Origin of the sequence: Chelativorans salis (assembly GCF_025336525.1) — a bacterium.
In the GTDB taxonomy this organism is placed as follows: domain Bacteria; phylum Pseudomonadota; class Alphaproteobacteria; order Rhizobiales; family Rhizobiaceae; genus Chelativorans; species Chelativorans salis.
The window spans coordinates 1-17,579 of the sequence record NZ_JAOCZP010000011.1 but is presented as its reverse complement, the minus strand read 5'-3'; the positions used below and the strand labels follow the sequence as shown (position 1 = coordinate 17,579).

The 17,579-nt window shown below is 63.3% G+C and carries 12 protein-coding genes; 9 read left to right on the top strand and 3 right to left on the bottom strand.

Features of this window, described 5'->3' with window-relative positions; translation table 11 throughout:
• Positions 1 to 247: 247 nt before the first annotated feature.
• On the top strand, positions 248 to 1,681 hold the full coding sequence (locus tag N5A92_RS23880; RefSeq protein WP_260906856.1) for an IS1182 family transposase: 1,434 nt from the start codon (positions 248 to 250) through the stop codon (positions 1,679 to 1,681).
• Between the two features lie 222 nt (positions 1,682 to 1,903).
• Here N5A92_RS23880 and N5A92_RS23875 read toward each other — a convergent pair whose 3' ends face one another.
• Together N5A92_RS23875 and N5A92_RS23870 are read right to left on the bottom strand one after the other, a co-directional pair.
• A complete protein-coding gene (locus tag N5A92_RS23875) occupies positions 1,904 to 2,848 on the bottom strand; it encodes an MBL fold metallo-hydrolase (protein ID WP_260906855.1) in 945 nt (314 codons plus the stop codon).
• Positions 2,845 to 3,756: an alpha/beta hydrolase gene (locus N5A92_RS23870; RefSeq protein ID WP_260906854.1), complete on the bottom strand. Its 912-nt coding sequence runs from the start codon at positions 3,754 to 3,756 to the stop codon at positions 2,845 to 2,847. The genes N5A92_RS23875 and N5A92_RS23870 overlap by 4 nt, the downstream gene beginning before the upstream one ends.
• A 114-nt stretch (positions 3,757 to 3,870) precedes the next feature.
• Here N5A92_RS23870 and N5A92_RS23865 point away from each other — a divergent pair, with 114 nt between their 5' ends.
• From N5A92_RS23865 to N5A92_RS23840, 6 genes are all read left to right on the top strand, one after another.
• Complete coding sequence (locus tag N5A92_RS23865; protein WP_260906853.1) at positions 3,871 to 4,806, top strand: LysR family transcriptional regulator; 936 nt, start codon at positions 3,871 to 3,873, stop codon at positions 4,804 to 4,806.
• A gap of 484 nt (positions 4,807 to 5,290) precedes the next feature.
• The gene (locus tag N5A92_RS23860; protein ID WP_260906852.1) at positions 5,291 to 6,595 is read left to right on the top strand and encodes an extracellular solute-binding protein; all 1,305 of its coding nucleotides are present in this window, start codon (positions 5,291 to 5,293) and stop codon (positions 6,593 to 6,595) included.
• A 31-nt stretch (positions 6,596 to 6,626) separates the two neighbouring features.
• On the top strand, positions 6,627 to 7,559 hold the full coding sequence (locus tag N5A92_RS23855) for a carbohydrate ABC transporter permease (protein ID WP_260906851.1): 933 nt from the start codon (positions 6,627 to 6,629) through the stop codon (positions 7,557 to 7,559).
• A gap of 3 nt (positions 7,560 to 7,562) precedes the next feature.
• A complete protein-coding gene (locus N5A92_RS23850) occupies positions 7,563 to 8,405 on the top strand; it encodes a carbohydrate ABC transporter permease (RefSeq protein WP_260906850.1) in 843 nt (280 codons plus the stop codon).
• 30 nt (positions 8,406 to 8,435) lie between these two features.
• The gene (locus N5A92_RS23845; RefSeq protein WP_260906848.1) at positions 8,436 to 11,489 is read left to right on the top strand and encodes an alpha-mannosidase; all 3,054 of its coding nucleotides are present in this window, start codon (positions 8,436 to 8,438) and stop codon (positions 11,487 to 11,489) included.
• A 39-nt stretch (positions 11,490 to 11,528) separates the two neighbouring features.
• On the top strand, positions 11,529 to 12,635 hold the full coding sequence (locus N5A92_RS23840) for an ABC transporter ATP-binding protein (protein ID WP_260906847.1): 1,107 nt from the start codon (positions 11,529 to 11,531) through the stop codon (positions 12,633 to 12,635).
• A gap of 18 nt (positions 12,636 to 12,653) precedes the next feature.
• Here N5A92_RS23840 and N5A92_RS23835 read toward each other — a convergent pair whose 3' ends face one another.
• Positions 12,654 to 13,688 carry a LacI family transcriptional regulator gene (locus N5A92_RS23835; RefSeq protein ID WP_260906845.1) on the bottom strand — a complete coding sequence of 345 codons (1,035 nt, stop codon included), beginning with the start codon at positions 13,686 to 13,688 and terminating at the stop codon, positions 12,654 to 12,656.
• Between the two features lie 336 nt (positions 13,689 to 14,024).
• Here N5A92_RS23835 and N5A92_RS23830 point away from each other — a divergent pair, with 336 nt between their 5' ends.
• Positions 14,025 to 14,741: a hypothetical protein gene (locus N5A92_RS23830; protein ID WP_260906843.1), complete on the top strand. Its 717-nt coding sequence runs from the start codon at positions 14,025 to 14,027 to the stop codon at positions 14,739 to 14,741.
• A gap of 848 nt (positions 14,742 to 15,589) precedes the next feature.
• Positions 15,590 to 17,017 carry a mechanosensitive ion channel family protein gene (locus N5A92_RS23825; protein ID WP_260906841.1) on the top strand — a complete coding sequence of 476 codons (1,428 nt, stop codon included), beginning with the start codon at positions 15,590 to 15,592 and terminating at the stop codon, positions 17,015 to 17,017.
• Positions 17,018 to 17,579 lie beyond the last annotated feature (562 nt).

Genomic DNA, 17,579 nt, shown 5'->3' with positions numbered 1-17,579 from the left:
CAGCAGCATGGCCCGGCCGGCTCCCGGATGCCGATGCGGCCGATCGAGAAGCTGGCACTGCCATCTGCTCATGGCTGGCGCGAGTCGGGAATGACCGGACTTGGGCGGTTGTGTCACATTGCCAGCCGTTCGGTAGATGTCGCCGTCGGGCCGAATCTTCGCGTTCCTCTGAAGTCTCGAGAGGGTGGAGGCTGTGTGAGAACTCCCGCTCATGATATTCTTTTCCGAGTTGAGCGGGGGATTCGGGATGGCAGGTTTCATCGAGGGCAAGGACCGTCGGGAACAGCTTTTCTTGCCGGAATGCCTCGATGACTACGTTGCCGAAGACAACCCCGTACGCGTCGTTGATGTCTTCATCGACGAGCTGGATGTAGGCGGATTGGGCTTTGCCGGCGCGGCGGCAACGGGGCGGCCAGGCTACAGCCCCGCGACGATGCTGAAGCTTTACCTGCATGGCTATCTCAACCAGGTGCAGTCGAGCCGGCGGCTGGAGCGTGAGGCGGGCCGCAACATCGAGCTAATGTGGCTGACGGGCAAGCTCGCGCCCGACTTCAAGACGATCGCCGATTTCCGGCGTGATAACGGTGAGGCGATCCGCGCCATGTGCCGCCAGTTCGTCGTGCTGTGCCGGCGGGTCGGCCTCTTGGCCGGCGGCACGGTTGCGGTGGACGGCAGCCGCTTCAAGGCGGTGAACACGCGCGACAAGAACTTCACGCCCGGCGCGATCCGGCGTCGCGTGGAACAGATCGAAACCAGCATCGAGCGCTATCTGTCGATGCTCGACACAGCCGATCGTCAGGAGGACGAGGTGGCGCAGATGCGCTGGGATCGCCTGACGGAGCGTCTCGACCGCTTGCGCCAGCAGATGCGCGATCTGAGAGCGATGAAGCGAGCCGTCGAGACGGCCCCCGACCGGCAGGTGTCGCTGACCGATGCCGATGCCCGGGCCATGGCCACCAACGGCAAGGGCACGGGCCTTGTCGGCTATAACCTCCAGGCAGCGGTCGATACCAAGCATCACCTGATCGTGGCGCACGAGGTCATTAATGTCGGCCACGACCGCAGCCAGCTCGCCAATATGGGCCAGCAAGCGAAAGAGGCAACCGGCGCGGAGGAACTGATCCTGCTGGCCGACCGCGGCTACTTCTCGGGCGAGGAAGTGTTGGCCTGCGAGGCGGCGAGCATCAAGCCCATCGTGCCGAAATCGCTCACCTCGAGTGGCCGAAAGCGTGGCTTCTTCGGCAAGCAGGACTTCGTCTTTGATGCCGACCGGGATCTGTATGTTTGTCCGGCGGGACAGGAACTGACCAGAGGCAAGTACCGATCGGACCGGCAAGGCGATGTCATCTTCTATCGCCACCTGACCGCCTGTTCGACCTGCGAACTCAAGCCCCGCTGTACGCCCGAGAAGCTTCGGCGCATCCGGCGCTGGGAGCATGAGGGCGTTCTCGACAGGATGCAGGCCAGACTCGACCGCATGCCCGAGGCCATGCGGGCCCGGCGACAGACGGTCGAGCATGTCTTCGGAACCATCAAGGGCTGGATGGGCCGAAGTCACTTCCTCACCCGGCCGCTACGAAATGTCGGAACCGAGATGAGCCTCCACATCCTCGCCTACAACCTCAAACGGGCGATTGCCATCCTCGGAGCGCCGATGTTGATGGAGGCAATGAGGGGCTAAGCTCCTCAGACCCTCTGCGCGTCACAGACCACGTCACAAATGACGTTTCCACACGGCCTCGGTGGAGAGAGGAAGTTTAGGTGAACGTGTGGAACTACCGCACAGTGCCAATGAGCTGCCATTCGTGAGACCCGTCCGAAGCTGAGCTTCGCGCTGTGATCGGGCTTGAGCCAAAGGCCTTGCCGCCACAACGGCGACGCCCCTTGATGCTGTCAGAAATCGCTATTCGGCCATGCCGAGTCGTTTCGCATTGGGCAATATCGACTGCTCAAGGAAGAACAGCAGCTCATCGCTTGGCAGGAAGGCCATCATGTCCTCCAGCACGGCCGCCCGCGCGGCGTCCGGATTGTCCCAGTCGGCACCAAGAATTGCCGCCTCGAAGCGATCGAGATAGGCCTCCTGCCACGCCAGGAAGGCAGGCGTGGCCGGTAGGCCATGGCCCACATGGAGGATCATATCCTCCGGCAGCTCCGATTGCAGCCGGCTAATCGCACGCTTCCAGTCGGGGTTGGCATTGTCGGCCATGTAGGGATGCATGAACGAGTAGACGAGATCGCCGACGAAGGCGGTCGGCGCCGGTCCCTCCAGGACGAAGATACTGTCATGGAAGGATTCAGCCGGCCCGATATCCATGACCGTGAAACGCAGGCCGGGACCGAAGTCGAGTGTCTCGCCGTCGCCGATGGTGTCGTTCGGAAAGATGCGGTTTGTTGGCCACTCCTCACCGAACATGCCACTTATGACGGCGTCCTTGTCGGCATCATCGCGACGGGCGATATCGTTGACCTCGGCTAGCGATACGATTGGAATGTCCAGCCCCTCCGTCAGATTGCCGAGCCCGGCATAGTGGTCGGGATGGGGGTGGGTGAGAAGAACCGCGCGAAGGGGTTTGCCGAAGCCATCCGCCTTTGCGCGCAAGTTCCGCGAGGCCGAGTTAGTCAGCATGGCGTCGACAACCACCAACCCGTCTTCACCTTCCACAAGATACGCATTTAGGGGAAACGGCGTTTCCACCCCCTGCCTGTGAACCTTGACCAGCCCGGCAGGCTCCTGCGCCGAGGCGGCCGCACCCGCCAGTGCCAAGCCAGTACCGGCCAGCACGCCGGCACCGGATACCCTGATCAAGTCGCGGCGTGACAGGGTAGTGTCGTCGGATCGGAATTTCATTTGCCCGCTCCTTGGTAAAGGTGCTCTTTCATCCAGTTCGAAACGTGTGCGACTGCAGCGCTTACATGCGGCTGGCTGTCATAGAGCTCGATATGGTTGGTGGTCTCGATCCACTCGATACGCTTGGTTCCGTTGATGCGCTCGAAGATCCGCGCCGCCGCTTCCGGCGAGCAGTAGAGATCGGTCGTGCCGTGCACGACGAGCGTTGGCGTGGCGGCCAGATAGTCGGCGCCGAGCACGGCGTCGAAACGGGCCAGATTGTAGCTCGACAGCCGGGTGATCTCGTTCTTCCAATGCGGGCTGTGCGCACGGTCGGTGCCGTAATAGTCGAAGGGTTCCTGGCCGGGCATGCCCGCAGCTTCGCCATCGACTTTGGTCACGGCCTTAATGCGCGTCGGCGTCCCTTCATGGAAGAGGGCGAGCTCGCGGGCATAGTCCTTGAACCACTCCGTCTTCCGGACAGCCGCATCCTCAGACGCCGGACGGGCGTCGAGATAGGCCGCAGCGACCGTGGCGAGCGCGCGGATACGCGGATCGAAGGCGGCGAAATGAAGCGCGAAGGAACCGCCGAGGCAGATGCCGACGGCGCCGATGCGCTGCGCATCGACCTCCGGTCGCGCGGCAAGGTAGCTGGTCGCCGCCGCCAAGTCGTCTAGCTTCTTATATGGTGCTTCGTGCTGGCGGATGCGCCCGCCGCTCTCGCCGAAATTGCGATGGTCGAAGGCCAGGGTGGCAAAGCCCTCCTTGGCCAGGAACCGCGCATATGTGCCAGTCACCTGTTCCTTGGTACCGGTGAAAGGACCGGTGAATACGAGCGCCGGCACCGGATCGGCTGCCGAGGCTCCCTCGGGCAGTTCGAGGTGTCCGATAACCGTCTCGCCATCCACCTCGAAGCCAAGCTTTTCCATGTCTCTACTCCTTGCGTGGACTAGCACGGTGGGAAAGAGTAAGGATACGTAAGTTATTTGTGAACTGGCATCAGAGCGATATCAATTATTGATGAAGTCGATTGGGGTGTTGCAATGCCCGTACCGATACAGGAACTTGACCTCAACCTGCTAAAAGTCTTCGACATGCTCATGGAGGAGCGCAGCGTCTCGCGCGCGGCGCAACGCCTTGGGATCACCCAGTCGAGCACGAGCAATGCTCTCGACCGTTTGCGGCGCGCACTTGACGATCGCGTGCTCGAGCGTTCCGGAAACGCGATGGTGCCGACGCGCACCGCTGTTGAATTGTGGCCGCACGTCCAACTGGCTCTGGCCCAGATCGTCACCGGCTTGAATTCCGTTGGCGAGTTCGACGCGGCCGCGCTGCGCCAGACGGTCAGCATCGGAATGGACGAGTACAGCCTGGCGGTGCTTGGCCCGGCGATCGAGGCGCGGCTGCGCGCGGCCGCTCCCAGGATCCGGCTCGTCTTCCTTCCAGCCACGCCGCATGAAGACGAGCAGGCCCTGTTCAGTGGCAAGCTGGACCTTCTTGTCGGCCCGGCCTGGCGCCCTATTCCGGGGCTGGAGCGGTCAGTACTGTTGCATGAGACCTTCGTCGCGGTGGTCGACGCCGACCATCCGTTGGTCGGTACGCGAGGGACCCGCACGGTGAGAATCGAGGACTATGTGCGCTATGCCCACATACTCGTGTCGAGGCGAGGCTACGTGACGGGAAATGTCGATGCCGGCCTGCGGCGGCTTGGCATGCGCCGGACGATAGCGATGACGACGCCCTATTACGCGAGCGCGCCGCGTTTCCTCCGCGGCACCGATCGGATTCTCAACCTGGGCCGCAGGCTCGCCAGAGAACTCACCGAGGAAGTCGGTCTGCGAACCTTCGAGATACCGGTAAACGTGCCGGGTTTCGATATCTGCCTATTTTGGCATCCCCGCAACGCTCGCGCCAAGCCGCATCAGTGGCTCCGGAGCGAGATCGAGGCGGTAGCGGCGGATGTCTACGTCCAGACATGATAGATCGTTGTCGGTAGATTGCACGTTCAATTGGTCCAGCCCGCATAAGTGAAGACACCACCAAGAGTCTGCCATCGCATTCCCGACGTTCTCATCCAAGCTGACCGATGTCCGTCTTGGGTCGACTCGTGACCTTGGTTGCTTTCGCCGCATAGGTCAGGGTGGCGCGAGGCGACACACAGGAACCGCCAGCGAATGTCGGTATCTGTGGTTTCTGTAATCGAGCGTTTGAGGTCAAGCGCAAATCCTCAGCTGTCCTACCACGGGGCTCTGGCTTCTGTCCGAGGTCGGCATTCGGCCGCCTCATGATCGACATTGTCGCGATTGACGAAAAAAGTAACCTGTAACGTTGCAGATCGAAAAGCCTGTGGCATACTCACCCCTGAACCACTTCGGGTGCGGCCACCACAGGAATGCCGCAGCTGTAGGAAAGCGGGTTCGGTCCGGCCGACGGTCGGGGAGGAGTCAACAAGGGAGGAGTCTGATGAAGAAGCTATTTCCGTCCACTTTGCTGGCCGGCACCGTCCTGGCCGGGTTCGTCGCCACGGCGGGGGCGCAAGAGCTCGTGACGACAGACCGGGTGGGAAGCCCCGATGCACCGAACGTGCTGACCATGCGGGCCAATCCCAACCAGTCGACCAACAGCCCCAGCCCGGAGCAGAAGGCAGCATTCGAGAAGGTGTGGCAGGAATTCGCTGAGGCCCATCCCGATTGGCAGATCCAGTTCGAGTTCTTCGGCCAGGATATCGGCGGCGAGCATGCCCGCCTGCTTGAACAGGCGCGGGCGGGCCGCGCGCCCGATTGCGTCACCGTCGATTCCTTCCAGTTAGCGCTTTTCATAGACAATGGCGTACTGAAGCCGCTGGACGACTATTTCAGCCAGGAGGAGATTGACGATCTCTTTCCCTTCATCCGTGAAGGCGTCACTGGGCCGGACGGCAGTATCTACGCTTGGTGGTGGGGCACCGACCTGCGCGTACTCTACCGCAACACCGAGATCGTCCCGGAGGCTCCTCAGACCTGGGAGGAGTTGCAGGCGGCGGCGCTCAAAGCGACTGAATCGGGCATCGAGGGCGTGCTCTTCAACGGCGGCCGCTGGGAAGGCACCACCTTCGACTGGCTCGCCAACTTTTGGGCCCAGGGCGGCTCGTTGGTGGACGACAGCGGCAAGCCGATCTTCGGCGAAGGCGAAAACCGCGAGAAGATGCTGACGGCCATCAACTACTTCAAGGGCCTCGTCGACAGCGGTGCCGCGCCTAAGCGCGTGGCTACGATCAAGGACTATAACGACTTCAATGCCGCCGCCATCGCCGGCAGCGCCGCCATGTTCTTCGGTGGCCATTGGCAGCATTTCCAGCTGATGGAGGCGATGCCGGAAGCAGAATTTGCCAAATGGGACGTGTCGGAGCTGCCGGGCCCATCGGCGGACGAGCGCTCCACCGGCACCGGCGGCTGGACGGTGGCGGCCTTCTCGGACGATCCGGCGAAGGTGGAGATGTGCGCCAATGTCATGCGCGAGGTTTATATGGGGCCGGCCAACGAGGTCATCGGCGATCTGCCGACGCGAGAGTCCCTGTTCGCGTCGCTGCCGAAATTTCAGGATCCCTATTTCGGCAAGCTCAAGGAGTATCTGGTGAACGGCCATGCCCGTCCCGGCGTGCCGATCTATCCGGAGATCTCCAACCAGATCCAAATCATGATGGGCGAGGTGCTTTCCGGGACCAAGGAACCCGAGGCGGCACTTGACGGCGCCTGGAACCGGGTGATGGACGCCTACGGCAAGCTCTAACCGCTTGGACGTCGGTCCCGGAGGCGCACGCATGAGTCAGGATGCTGTTGCAAGGCCCGCCGCGCGCGCCGCGGTTAGTGATACTGGGGTAAGGTGGCGGCTTGCAGAGCGACCGTTCGTCTGGCTGGCACCGCTCGCCTTGCTCCTGGTCGTGACCTACGTCTATCCGGCGATCGACGTCATCCGCTACAGCTTCACCGACGCGACGCTGCTCAACCCCCAATATGCCTATACAGCCGACAGCTACAGGTCGGTGGCCACCAACCCGGACCTACCAGGCATCCTCTGGGTTACCCTCCTGTTCGTCGTTGCCAGCGTCATCCTCCAGCTCGTGCTCGGCCTGCTTGTCGCCATGGTGCTTCACCGTGGCGTCAAGCGACGCCTGCCGGGCGTTGCGGCGGTCCGCATCATAATCCTGTCGGCCTGGATCGTGCCGGGCGTGGCCGCCGGCATCGTCTGGCAGTTGATGTTCAACGAGGCGAGCTACGGCTTCCTGAACGCCATGCTGCGTGGCGCCGGCATCTCTCCCGTGGCCTGGCTTTCGGATCCGGATATTGCCCTGTGGTCGGCCGTCATCGCCAATGTTTGGCGTGGCACTGCCTTTAGCATGCTCCTGCTCTATGCGGGTCTCGTCGTCATCCCGTCGAGCCTCTACGAGGCCGCCTCGGTGGATGGGGCCACGCCGCTCAAACAGTTCTGGTACATCACCCTGCCGCAACTGCGGCCGATCCTGCTCATCAACACGGTGCTGATCAGCATCTTCACGCTCAACACCTTTGACCTCATCCTACCGCTCACTGGCGGTGGGCCAGGCAGGGCGACGGAGGTGCTGGCGCTCTACACCTACAATGCGGTGTTTCGCAATTTCGACCTGTCGAGCGGGGCGGTGTTGGCCGTTCTTCTCCTGGCGATCAGCGTCGTCTTCACCCTCATCTATGTCCGCCTTCTGCCTAGGGAGCTCTGACCGGTGACCACCCTCGGACGCACCCGCCTTGCCGACGTCGGCACCTATGTCGCCTTCGGCGTCATCTGCCTCTTCTTCGCCGGACCCCTCCTCTGGCTGGTCTCGCTGTCGATCCGCACCAGCGCCGAGATCTATGTCAGCAGCATCAATCTGTGGCCCAACAATCCGACGTTGGAGAACTATGTCGCCGCCCTCAACAACCCCCTCTTCCCCACCTATCTGTGGAACGGGCTGAAGCTGGCCGTGGGCGGCGCCTTTGGCGCCATCTTCTTCGCAGCACCCGCGGCCTACGCGCTCTCGCGCTTCCGCTTCCGCAACAAGCAACTCGCCATGATTGGGCTCCTCGCGGTGCAGATGATCTCGCCGCTCGTCATCATGGTGCCACTCTACCGCTACATGGACCGCATTGGCCTCACCGACAGTCATGTCGGGGCGATGATGCTCTACATCGCCATCGCAGCCCCCCTATTCACCTGGATGCTGAAGGGCTTTCTCGACGGCATTCCACGCAGCCTGGAAGAGGCGGCGATGATTGACGGCTGCACGCGCTTCGGTGCCTTCATGCGCGTCGTCCTGCCGCTGAGCCTGCCGGGACTGACATCGGCCTTCGTGCTGAACGCCATCCTCGGCTGGTCGCAGTTCATCATCCCCTTCATCCTCATCAGCAAACCCAATCTTCTGCCGATCGCCGTCGGCATTTTCAATTTCCAGGGCACCTACAGCCAGACCTCGACGCAGACGCTCGCCGCCGCCAGCGTCATCTCCATCGTGCCGGCCGTGGTCGTGTTCCTGGTCCTGCAACGCTTCATCATCGGCGCCCTCATGAGCGGCGCGGTGAAAGGCTGACCGCCCCTCATTCCGAACACAGGGACCACCATGACTTTGACCGTTGAACAACGCATCCACCGACTGCGGAAGCGGCTTGCCGAACTGGAGCTGTGGACCGTGCGCGCCGGCATTCCGCTCGAAGGATGGACATTCAACGATCAGCCGCTCGCCCTGGGCACCCCATGGCCGACGCGCGACGGGACCGTCGTCCTTGCCCATGGCGAGGCGGAGGTACCCGCCGACTGGCCGCTCGAGGAATGCCGGCTTGACCTCGATCTCGGCGGTGAGGGGCTGGTGCGCGTCACCTATGCGGGCGGAGTGTGCGAAGGCTTCGGCCTCGATCCCAACCACCGCCAGCTGCCACTGAAGGGCCGGCGCTTCTTCGTGCGGGCCGAATGCGTGGCGCGGCTGCCCTTCGGCGTTCCCAGCCGCGATGCGCGGCTTGCGCGGGCGCGGATCGTCCGCATCGATCCGGAGCTCTGCGATTTTGCCCTGCTCGTCACGCAGGTTGCGGAGACGGCGGAGGTTTTGCAGATGCATGAGGCCGTGCCGCCGCTCCTTTCAGCGGGAGAGGCGGCGCTCGCCCGCCTCGACTGGCCGTCGGCCACCGAGGCCTATGTCGCCCGTGTCGCCCCCGGCACAGAAATGCAGAAGGTCTGGCAGTTGCCGGCGGAGTTGCTCCCTGAACCGCCGGGCCTCGACGATGCACAGCGTGCCTCCGTGAGGGCTGCGGCGGACCTCCTCAAGGAGCGGTTTGGCGCGCTGCGCGACCGTTATCCGCCGAGCGGCGCGCTCGCCATGACCGGCCACGCCCATATCGACCTTGCCTGGCTGTGGCCGCTCGACGAGACGCGGCGCAAGGCCAACCGCACCTTCCACACGATGATCGGGCTGATGGAGCGCAATCCCGACTTCCGCTTCAACCAGTCAACCGCACAGCTCTACGCCTTCCTGGAGGAGGACGATCCGGCGCTGTTCGAGCGCATCAAGGAGAAAGTGGCGGCCGGCCAGTGGGAGCCGAACGGCGCCATGTGGGTGGAGCCCGACACCAACATGCCGACGGGCGAATCCTTCGTCCGCCAGCTCCTTTACGGCCAGCGCTATTTCGAACGGCATTTCGGCAAGCGCCACACGGTCTGCTGGCTGCCCGACTGCTTCGGCTTCTCCCCGGCGCTTCCCCAGTTGCTGCGACAGGCAGGCGTCGAGAACTTCTTCACCATCAAGGTGAACTGGTCGGAGACAAACGCCATGCCCTTCGACCTTTTTTGGTGGGAGGGGCTCGACGGCAGCCGCGTGCTCGCGCATACCTTCAACAATCCGGTCGGCGGCTACAATGCCGAGATCGGCCCGCGCGCCGCGCTTGAGACATGGCGCAATTTCCGTGGCAAGCACGATCATCCCGAAAGCCTGATCGCCTTCGGCTTCGGCGACGGTGGCGGCGGGCCGACCCAGGAAATGCTCGACCGCGCGCGGCAACTGGCCGGCTTCCCCGCCGTGCCTGCATTGCGCCAAGTGCGAGTGGGCGAATGGTTTGAGGATGTCCGGCAGAAGATCGCCGAGCGCCCGGACCTGCCGGTCTGGGTTGGCGAGATGTATCTGGAGCTGCACCGCGGTACCCTAACCACGCAGGGGCGCACGAAATTCCTCCACCGCCGGGCCGAGCGCGCTTTGATCACCGCGGAGACGCTGTCGAGCATGGCGACCCTTCTCGGTGAACCGGCGGCGGCCTCGCTGGAGGAGCATTGGCGCGTGCTCTTGCGCAACCAGTTCCACGACATCCTGCCGGGGTCGAGCATCCGCGAGGTCTACGAGCTCGCGGAGGCGGAACTTTCCTCGGTCGTCGCGGCAGGCAAGGAGAAGATCGATGCGCATCTGGCCGCAATCGCCCGGCGCTTGGTGATCAAGGGCGGAAAAGCCGGCTTTCTCGCCGTCAACCCCGACCTGTCGCCGCGTCCCCTGCGCCTCTCCTCAAGCGAGCCGCTTCCAGGTGGCCAGGCGGTCGAGGGCGGCTGTGTGCTTGCCGGATCGCGGCAGGTCCCTGGCCTTTCTGCCGCAGTCATGATGGAGGTCCGTCCAGCGGCCGGACTCACCGTGGAGGAGCGGAGGCTGGAGAATGTCGATCTCCGCGTCGAGCTCGCTGGCGACGGTACGCTGTCCAGTGTCTATGACAAGCGGGCCGGGCGCGAGGTGCTCTCAGGCCGCGGCAATCAGATCTGGGCCTATACGGATAAGCCGCGCAATTGGGACGCCTGGGAGGTGGAGGAGAACTACGCCGGCCAGGGCGAGGAGATCGGTGCTTCAGCGATGGAGGTGGTCGAACGCGGCCCGCACCGCGCCGCCATCCGTATCACCCGCCGCTTCCGTGACAGCACCATCACGCAGACGGTGCGGCTCTGGGCCAATTCCCCTCGGCTGGAATTCAAGACCGACATCGACTGGCACGAGCGACGGATTCTCTTGAAGGCACGTTTCCCGCTCGCCATCCGCGCCGACCATGCCATTTTCGAATGCGCGCACGGCGTCATCCACCGGCCCACCCACCGCAACACCTCATGGGACCAGGCCCGCTTCGAAGTCGCCGCGCACCGCTTCGCCGATCTTTCCGAGCAGGGCTATGGCGTGGCGCTTCTGAATGACGGCAAGTACGGCCACCACGCCGTGGGGAACGAGCTGGGCTTAAGCCTCCTGCGCTCGCCCGTCTATCCCGACCCGCTCGCCGACGAGGGTCAGCAGAGCTTCTCCTATGCGCTTTTTCCCCATGATGGGGATTGGCTCACCGGCGGTGTGCTTGCGGAGGCGGAGGATTTGAACCAGCCCCTCCTTTGCCTGCCGGCGAAGTCCCACGCCGAGGCCTCCTGGTCGGCGGCGCGCCTCGACGGGATGGCCCTTGGTCTCAGCGCCTTCAAGCCAGCGGAGGAGGGGAGCAGGTTCGTCTTGCGCGTCTACGAGCCAGCCGGCGCCCGCGGCGCAGTGGAGATCGCATTGCCCCAGGGCTGGCGGCTCGGCAGCGAAGTGAACCTCCTGGAAGATGGCGCAGAGCCGGCCGACCGGTGCTTCCTCCCGTTCCAGTTGCACAGCTGGACGTTCGAGAAGGAGCAGTAAAACCGGTCGGGCCGGCGGCCTTTGTTGGGAGAGAAGTCGATGGCACATGTCCAGGTAAATCAGCTGTTCAAGAAATATGGCGAACTACAGGTGGTGCACGGGGTTGATTTCGAGATCGGCGACGGCGAGTTCACCGTCCTCGTCGGCCCGTCCGGCTGCGGCAAGAGCACCATCCTCAGGATGATCGCGGGACTTGAAAGCGTCACCAGCGGTGACATCGTAATCAACGAGCGGGTGGTCAACGACATCCCGCCGCGCGACCGCGACATCGCCATGGTCTTCCAGGATTACGCGCTCTATCCGCACATGTCCGTTCGGCAGAATCTTGGCTTCGGCCTTAAGATGCGCAACGCGTCCAAGGTGGAGATAGACGAGGCTGTGCGCCGGACGGCCGACACCCTGCAGATCGGCGCGCTGCTCCACCGTAAGCCCGGGCAGCTTTCGGGCGGCCAGCGCCAGCGGGTGGCGATCGGGCGGGCGATCGCCCGCGAGCCGCAGCTCTTCCTCTTCGACGAGCCGCTGTCGAACCTTGATGCCAAGCTGCGCGTGGAGATGCGCACGCAGATCAAGCGGCTGCACATGAGCTTCCAAGTCACCAGCATCTATGTCACTCACGATCAGACCGAGGCGATGACGCTGGCCGACCGCATCGTCGTCTTGCGCGACGGGCGCATCGAGCAGGTGGGTACGCCAGACGATCTCTATTCCCGCCCTGCCAACCGTTTCGTCGCCGGCTTCATCGGCTCGCCGACCATGAACTTCATCGACGCGCGGCTGGTGGCGGAGGGGGACACCTTGTGGGTGGAGCCGACAGGCGGGCCGCGCCTGTCGGTGCCGGCCGAAAGGGTCGGCCGCTACCGGCCGCACGCCGGCAGACAGATAACCCTCGGCATGCGGCCGGAGGATTTCACCAACACCTGGACCGATGAGAGCCGCGCGGCGTCAAGCGCGGTGCCACTCGACGTGACCGTGGACATTGCCGAGCCGCTCGGCTCCGATACGCTCATCTTCGGCCGCATTGGCGAGGCCGAGATCGTCTGCCGCGTCACCGCCGTCGCCGCCCCGCCCAGGGGTGCCGTCATGCGCCTCAACGCTCACATGAATCACATGCATCTGTTCGAGTCCGACAGCGGCGTTGCGCTGTAGAAGACTATCGCTGGTCGATCAGGTGCGCCGGCGCAGTTGTGGGGCGGCGATGGTCTGCAAGTCGCCCACCGGCGTGCCCGCTATGCGTCTCAAAAGCAGCCGTGCCAGCTCCTCGCCTGCAAACGTCAGGTTCTCATAGAAGGAATCGATAGCCGGCGTGATGTGGTCGAGCAGGTCCGACGTCTCCTTCGCGATGATGTCGCCGTCGCTTCCGATATCCAGCCCTGCCTCCCTGAGCCCGGCCATCAGGGCGATGCTCCGGGTCTCGTTCGCGCAGATGTACCCGTCCGGCGGATTCGGCCCCGAGGCCAGCTGCCGCCCGACAGCGCGGAATTCCAGGGGGTCACTGTCGAGATCGATGCCCTCCACCACGATGCCTTCGAGCCCGGCGCGTCTTGTCGCTTCAAGAAACCCGTCAAACATGTGGTACGCACAGGTCAGGCTGTCCGGCGGCGGGATAAGCGCCAGGCGCCGGCGCTTTCTCGCACGCAGGCGCTCGACCGCCTCGACCATGAAACGCTCATTGTCGAAATCGTAGAAAGCATGTGCCAGGCCTAGATCGGTCCGGCCGTGCGTGACGAAGGGGAACTGACGGCCCAGCAGATAACGAACCCGCTCGTCGTGCGGCTGCGTGTGGGTGAATATAAGGCCGTCCGCCGCGCCTGTCTCGACAATGTAGCGAACCGGCTCCATCACGTCGGCTCCTTGGCGAAGTGGCATGACGACGAGATGATAGTTGGTCTCGAACAGCACGCTGGAGACACCGAGAATGATGCGGCGCTCGAACTCGGCGATGGTCACGCTCTGGTCGAGGATGAGGCCGATGACATAGGTCCGTCCGGTGCGCAGTCGCACGCCCGCGCGGTTGGGCCGATAGCCAATGTCGTCGGCTACCGACTGCACCCGCGCCCGGGTCTCCGCACTCAGCTCCGGGCCATTCTTGAGCGCACGCGAAACAGTCGTCACGCCGAGACCGGTGATCTCGGAAATCGTCCTTAGCGTCGGCCGCCCCTTGTCCTTTTCAGCGCGGCGCTCGTTCGCTGTAGTGCGCATATCCTGATCGCCTGCCACAAAAATTCCCTCCCGTTGCCAGCCGATTACCGGCGAAACAGTCGGAAATAATTATTGCAGCTTATGGGCGTTTTTGCACGCAATCCTGGGGTTGAACTCAGGCGGGCAAGTTCTGCATTCTCGCCTGATATTTCCGCATGGTTGCGGGCAGCTTTCTCGTCCTGCCGCGCTGACCGGGACTGACGACAGGATCATTCGGACCCGCCCGCATCCAAGCCGTTGGTTCAGTGGCTTGCCTTGCGCGATCGGAAACCCTCTGGGTGTTGAGGTTTGGTCCGGGCTCGAGTAACTGTTGTCTACTCAACCGAGCCGTTCATCATGCCAGACGTGAACGACCAGGCTGGGTCGCCAAAAGCCATCGCGCGGATCCTGGCCCGGCATTTCCATGCTGTGTTCGACGGCACGAGCCGAAAATTTGCGGGAGCAATGTCCGAGAGTGAGGCTTCGTCGGTGCGCATTGGCATCGGAGTTTCCGTGCAGCTTGTCGGGAGTGCGCGAATGAGAATGGCCGGCTTGCCGGCCGTGCTTCTGCTTGCCGTTGCCGTGACGGGGTCGAGCGCTTCAGGAGAGGAGCAACGGGGCCGCTTTCGGGTGTTCGACAACGGCCCGGGAGAGATGGCCGCCCTCTATGCCGATCGCCCCTCAATCGTCGCGGACTACGCGGCTGCGATGTCGCGCTACCGAATGGTTGCCGAGGTCGCTGACTTCAAGCCGCTGGCATACCCTTTCCTGTCATCTCGCAGCGTGATTGCGAAGGAACCATGGACCTGGATGGCCCCGGACGGATCGGTTGTCCGCCGTCTCAGAATTGGCCTGTTCCGGATCAACGCTGCCGACAGTCTTGGCAACTGGTTTACCGACATCGAGTGCGTGGACGCCGGATGGCCCGTATTCGAGTGCAGCGACGGCCGGACGCGGCGGATGTCGGCCCCCGATGGCGAGACGATGATCTTCGGTGGTGTCGAATACAAGCGTGAGCTCAGCCAACCTGCAGCAAAGGATGGTGCGGTCCCGCAGGAGAAAGAAAACGACTGAGCGGGCGACATCCTGCTGAATTTGAGTATGGATCATAATGCGAAGCCCTGCGGACTGACCAAGAGGGCGCCTATCTCCGTTGGTCCAAGGCACCCGTCATAAGGCCTGATCACCTCTGTGGTGATCCGGACCGGGGACCCGTCTGGCCCTTTCACCGTGACCGGGTCCTCCTGTGTCCATTGTTCCCAAGCGCCCCGCCGACGGGTTCCGCGTTTCGAAAGCGAAACAGCCGCCCAGCATAAGGGTCCATTCGAGAACTTTCCATCAAAACCGCCCAAGAGACTTGACGCGAGAACTTTCGGCTACCCGCTCCACACCAGAGCTACACGAGGTCCGGAATGGGGCCAATGTTGCTGGTGGGCATCCCAGTGGACGTAAAACGCGAGCAGGTCAGGGCAGAGGTGACCGGCGCTGCTAGCGGCGCACCTTGCAGCTTTCGGCTTGGTCTTCCTTTCGTCCTTATTTTCTCCAGTAGCTCTGAGGTTTCCACAGCGCTGGCGCTGCGGACCTTCTCGCGCTCGCGGCGGCCGCCCCTTGCTCCTCTCAAGGGACCTTCGGACGTCAGGAATTTGGCGCAACCGCCACCTACGGCTTCGCCATCGGCGAGGTCTGCTATTGGGCGGTAGCAAAGCCGCCCTCTACGGCCGACACCGGGGCGCCTAGCCGCTGGGCCGCTTCTCTGGCCCGCCGGCTCCCGGTTTCTGCGGCGAAGGAGCTCAAGTCCCGCCGCAATCGGTCGCACGCGCCCGCGGCATCACAACTACGCAACGTTTGATCGCTTGATCGCGCGGAAGGCTTCCCATCTATTAACACTCTGGCGAGTGTGTGCCGGCAAGGGAGAGGGCAGAATGACGAAGCTGACAATCGGCTCCGACGGGGGGGCGGCCTCCCGCCGCGTACGCTGGGCGGCCCTGGCTATTTTGTTCATGATGTCAACGCACGCGACAGCCCAACTTGTCGACGAGCCCGCCGCGCCCGAGCAGGCGGTGGCCATCGAGCCTGTGGCGCGCGACGAGGCGATTGAGGAGCGGATCCGCCGGATCCTCGAAGCGTCCGGCTGGTATCGCAGTGTAGAAGTTGCCGTCGACGAGGGGATCGTGTTCCTTGACGGGATCGCGGGTTCCCAGGAGCAGCGGACGTGGGCGCGCGATCTGGCAGCGCGGACCGAGGGCACGGTTGCCGTGGTGAACCGGATTGAGGTGCGTGAGGAGGTGAGCTGGAACTTCGCGCCCGCCTTTTCGGAGATCGAGGCGCTGGCCCGCAGGATCGCAGTAGCGCTGCCGCTGATCGCGCTTGCGGTGCTGATCTTGCCACTCGCATGGTGGCTGTCAAGCGCGATCGCCTCGCTCATGCGCCGGGTGCTCGCGCCGCGCATCGAGCAGGACTTCCTGCGCAACGTGATCGCGCGGGCAATCGCAATCCCGGTCCTCCTGCTTGGCGTCTATCTTATGCTGCAGGTTGCAGGGCTGACGGGGCTCGCGGTCTCGCTGCTGGGCGGCGCGGGCGTGATCGGCATTGTGCTGGGCTTTGCGTTCCGGGACATCGCCGAGAATTTCCTCGCGAGCCTTATGCTCACCATCCGCCGGCCTTTCAGACAGGGCGACGTGATCGGTGTGGCGGGCTTTGAAGGCGCGGTGCAGACGATGAACACGCGATCGACGATTCTGCTGACGATCGACGGCAACCACGTGCAGATACCTAACGCAACGGTTTTCAAGAGCACGATCATGAACTACACGGCGGCACCGGCGCGCCGGGTGACGGCGGAGGTCGGCATCGGCTACGATGCGTCGATCGGTGACACGCAGCGCCTGATCGTGGAGGTATTGCGCGGCCACGACGCGATCCTGAACGAGCCATCGCCGATGGTGTTGGTGGATGCGCTGGGGGCGGCGACGGTGAATCTGAAGGCGCATTTCTGGATAGACGGGCGTACGCTTTCGCCGCACAGGGTGCGATCCTCGGCGCTGCGGCTCATCAAGCGGGTGCTCGTTGAGCACGGCGTTTCGATGCCGGATGAAGCGCGCGAGGTTATTTTTCCGCAGGGCGTGCCAATTGTTCGTTTGGACGAGACGCGGTCGAAGGTGGCGCCCGCACAGACTTCGGCGGCAGCTCCAGGCAGACCTACGGCGTCGACGGCCGAGCCAAACACAGAGGCAACCTCGGCCGAGGGCGGCTTGGGAAATGAGATCAGCGAACTGCCGCACGACATTGCCAACGCAACCATTCCCGAGGCTGCTTCAGGAAATCTCTTGTCGGGCCAAGAGCAGCGATGAGATTATAGAATCGACGCAAGAGCCGGTAGCCCCGACTACACCGAAATTCAGCTCAGCGGGACAAGCCTCGACAGTCGAGTGTCTCCATCGCACATAGCGCGCGAGACCGACGGAAGGACTGCTTGTGGGCTGAGGGCGCACCGCCCGAATGCGTCCTACGGAACCACATTGCTTAGGGCAGTCTACGACGGATTGGTTAAGGGCATTCAGCATGGTCAGGCACCGGATTGAGCGGCTGAGTGCGCCGTGAAGCATCCTTTGGATACACCTGAGCAAGATCGTGGCAGTCTTCAGGTGTCAGAGGCGCTGCGTCGAAGCCTGGAGAAGCCTAGGCGGCGGTAGGGAAGAGGGCGACCATTTCGCGCCGCCTCATCGAACTTGATTGCGCTTGGAAGGCGGCATATATTATGCACAAAAGATGCGGCAAAAGATATGACAAGGTGTACGATATGGGACAGGTGCCCAAAACGCCGCTGCAGGATGAACCCCTTGTTTGGACCTTCATGGACCAGAACGGCAAGATCGCGATCGCGCAGGTCGCCAACGGGTTCGGGATGTCCAA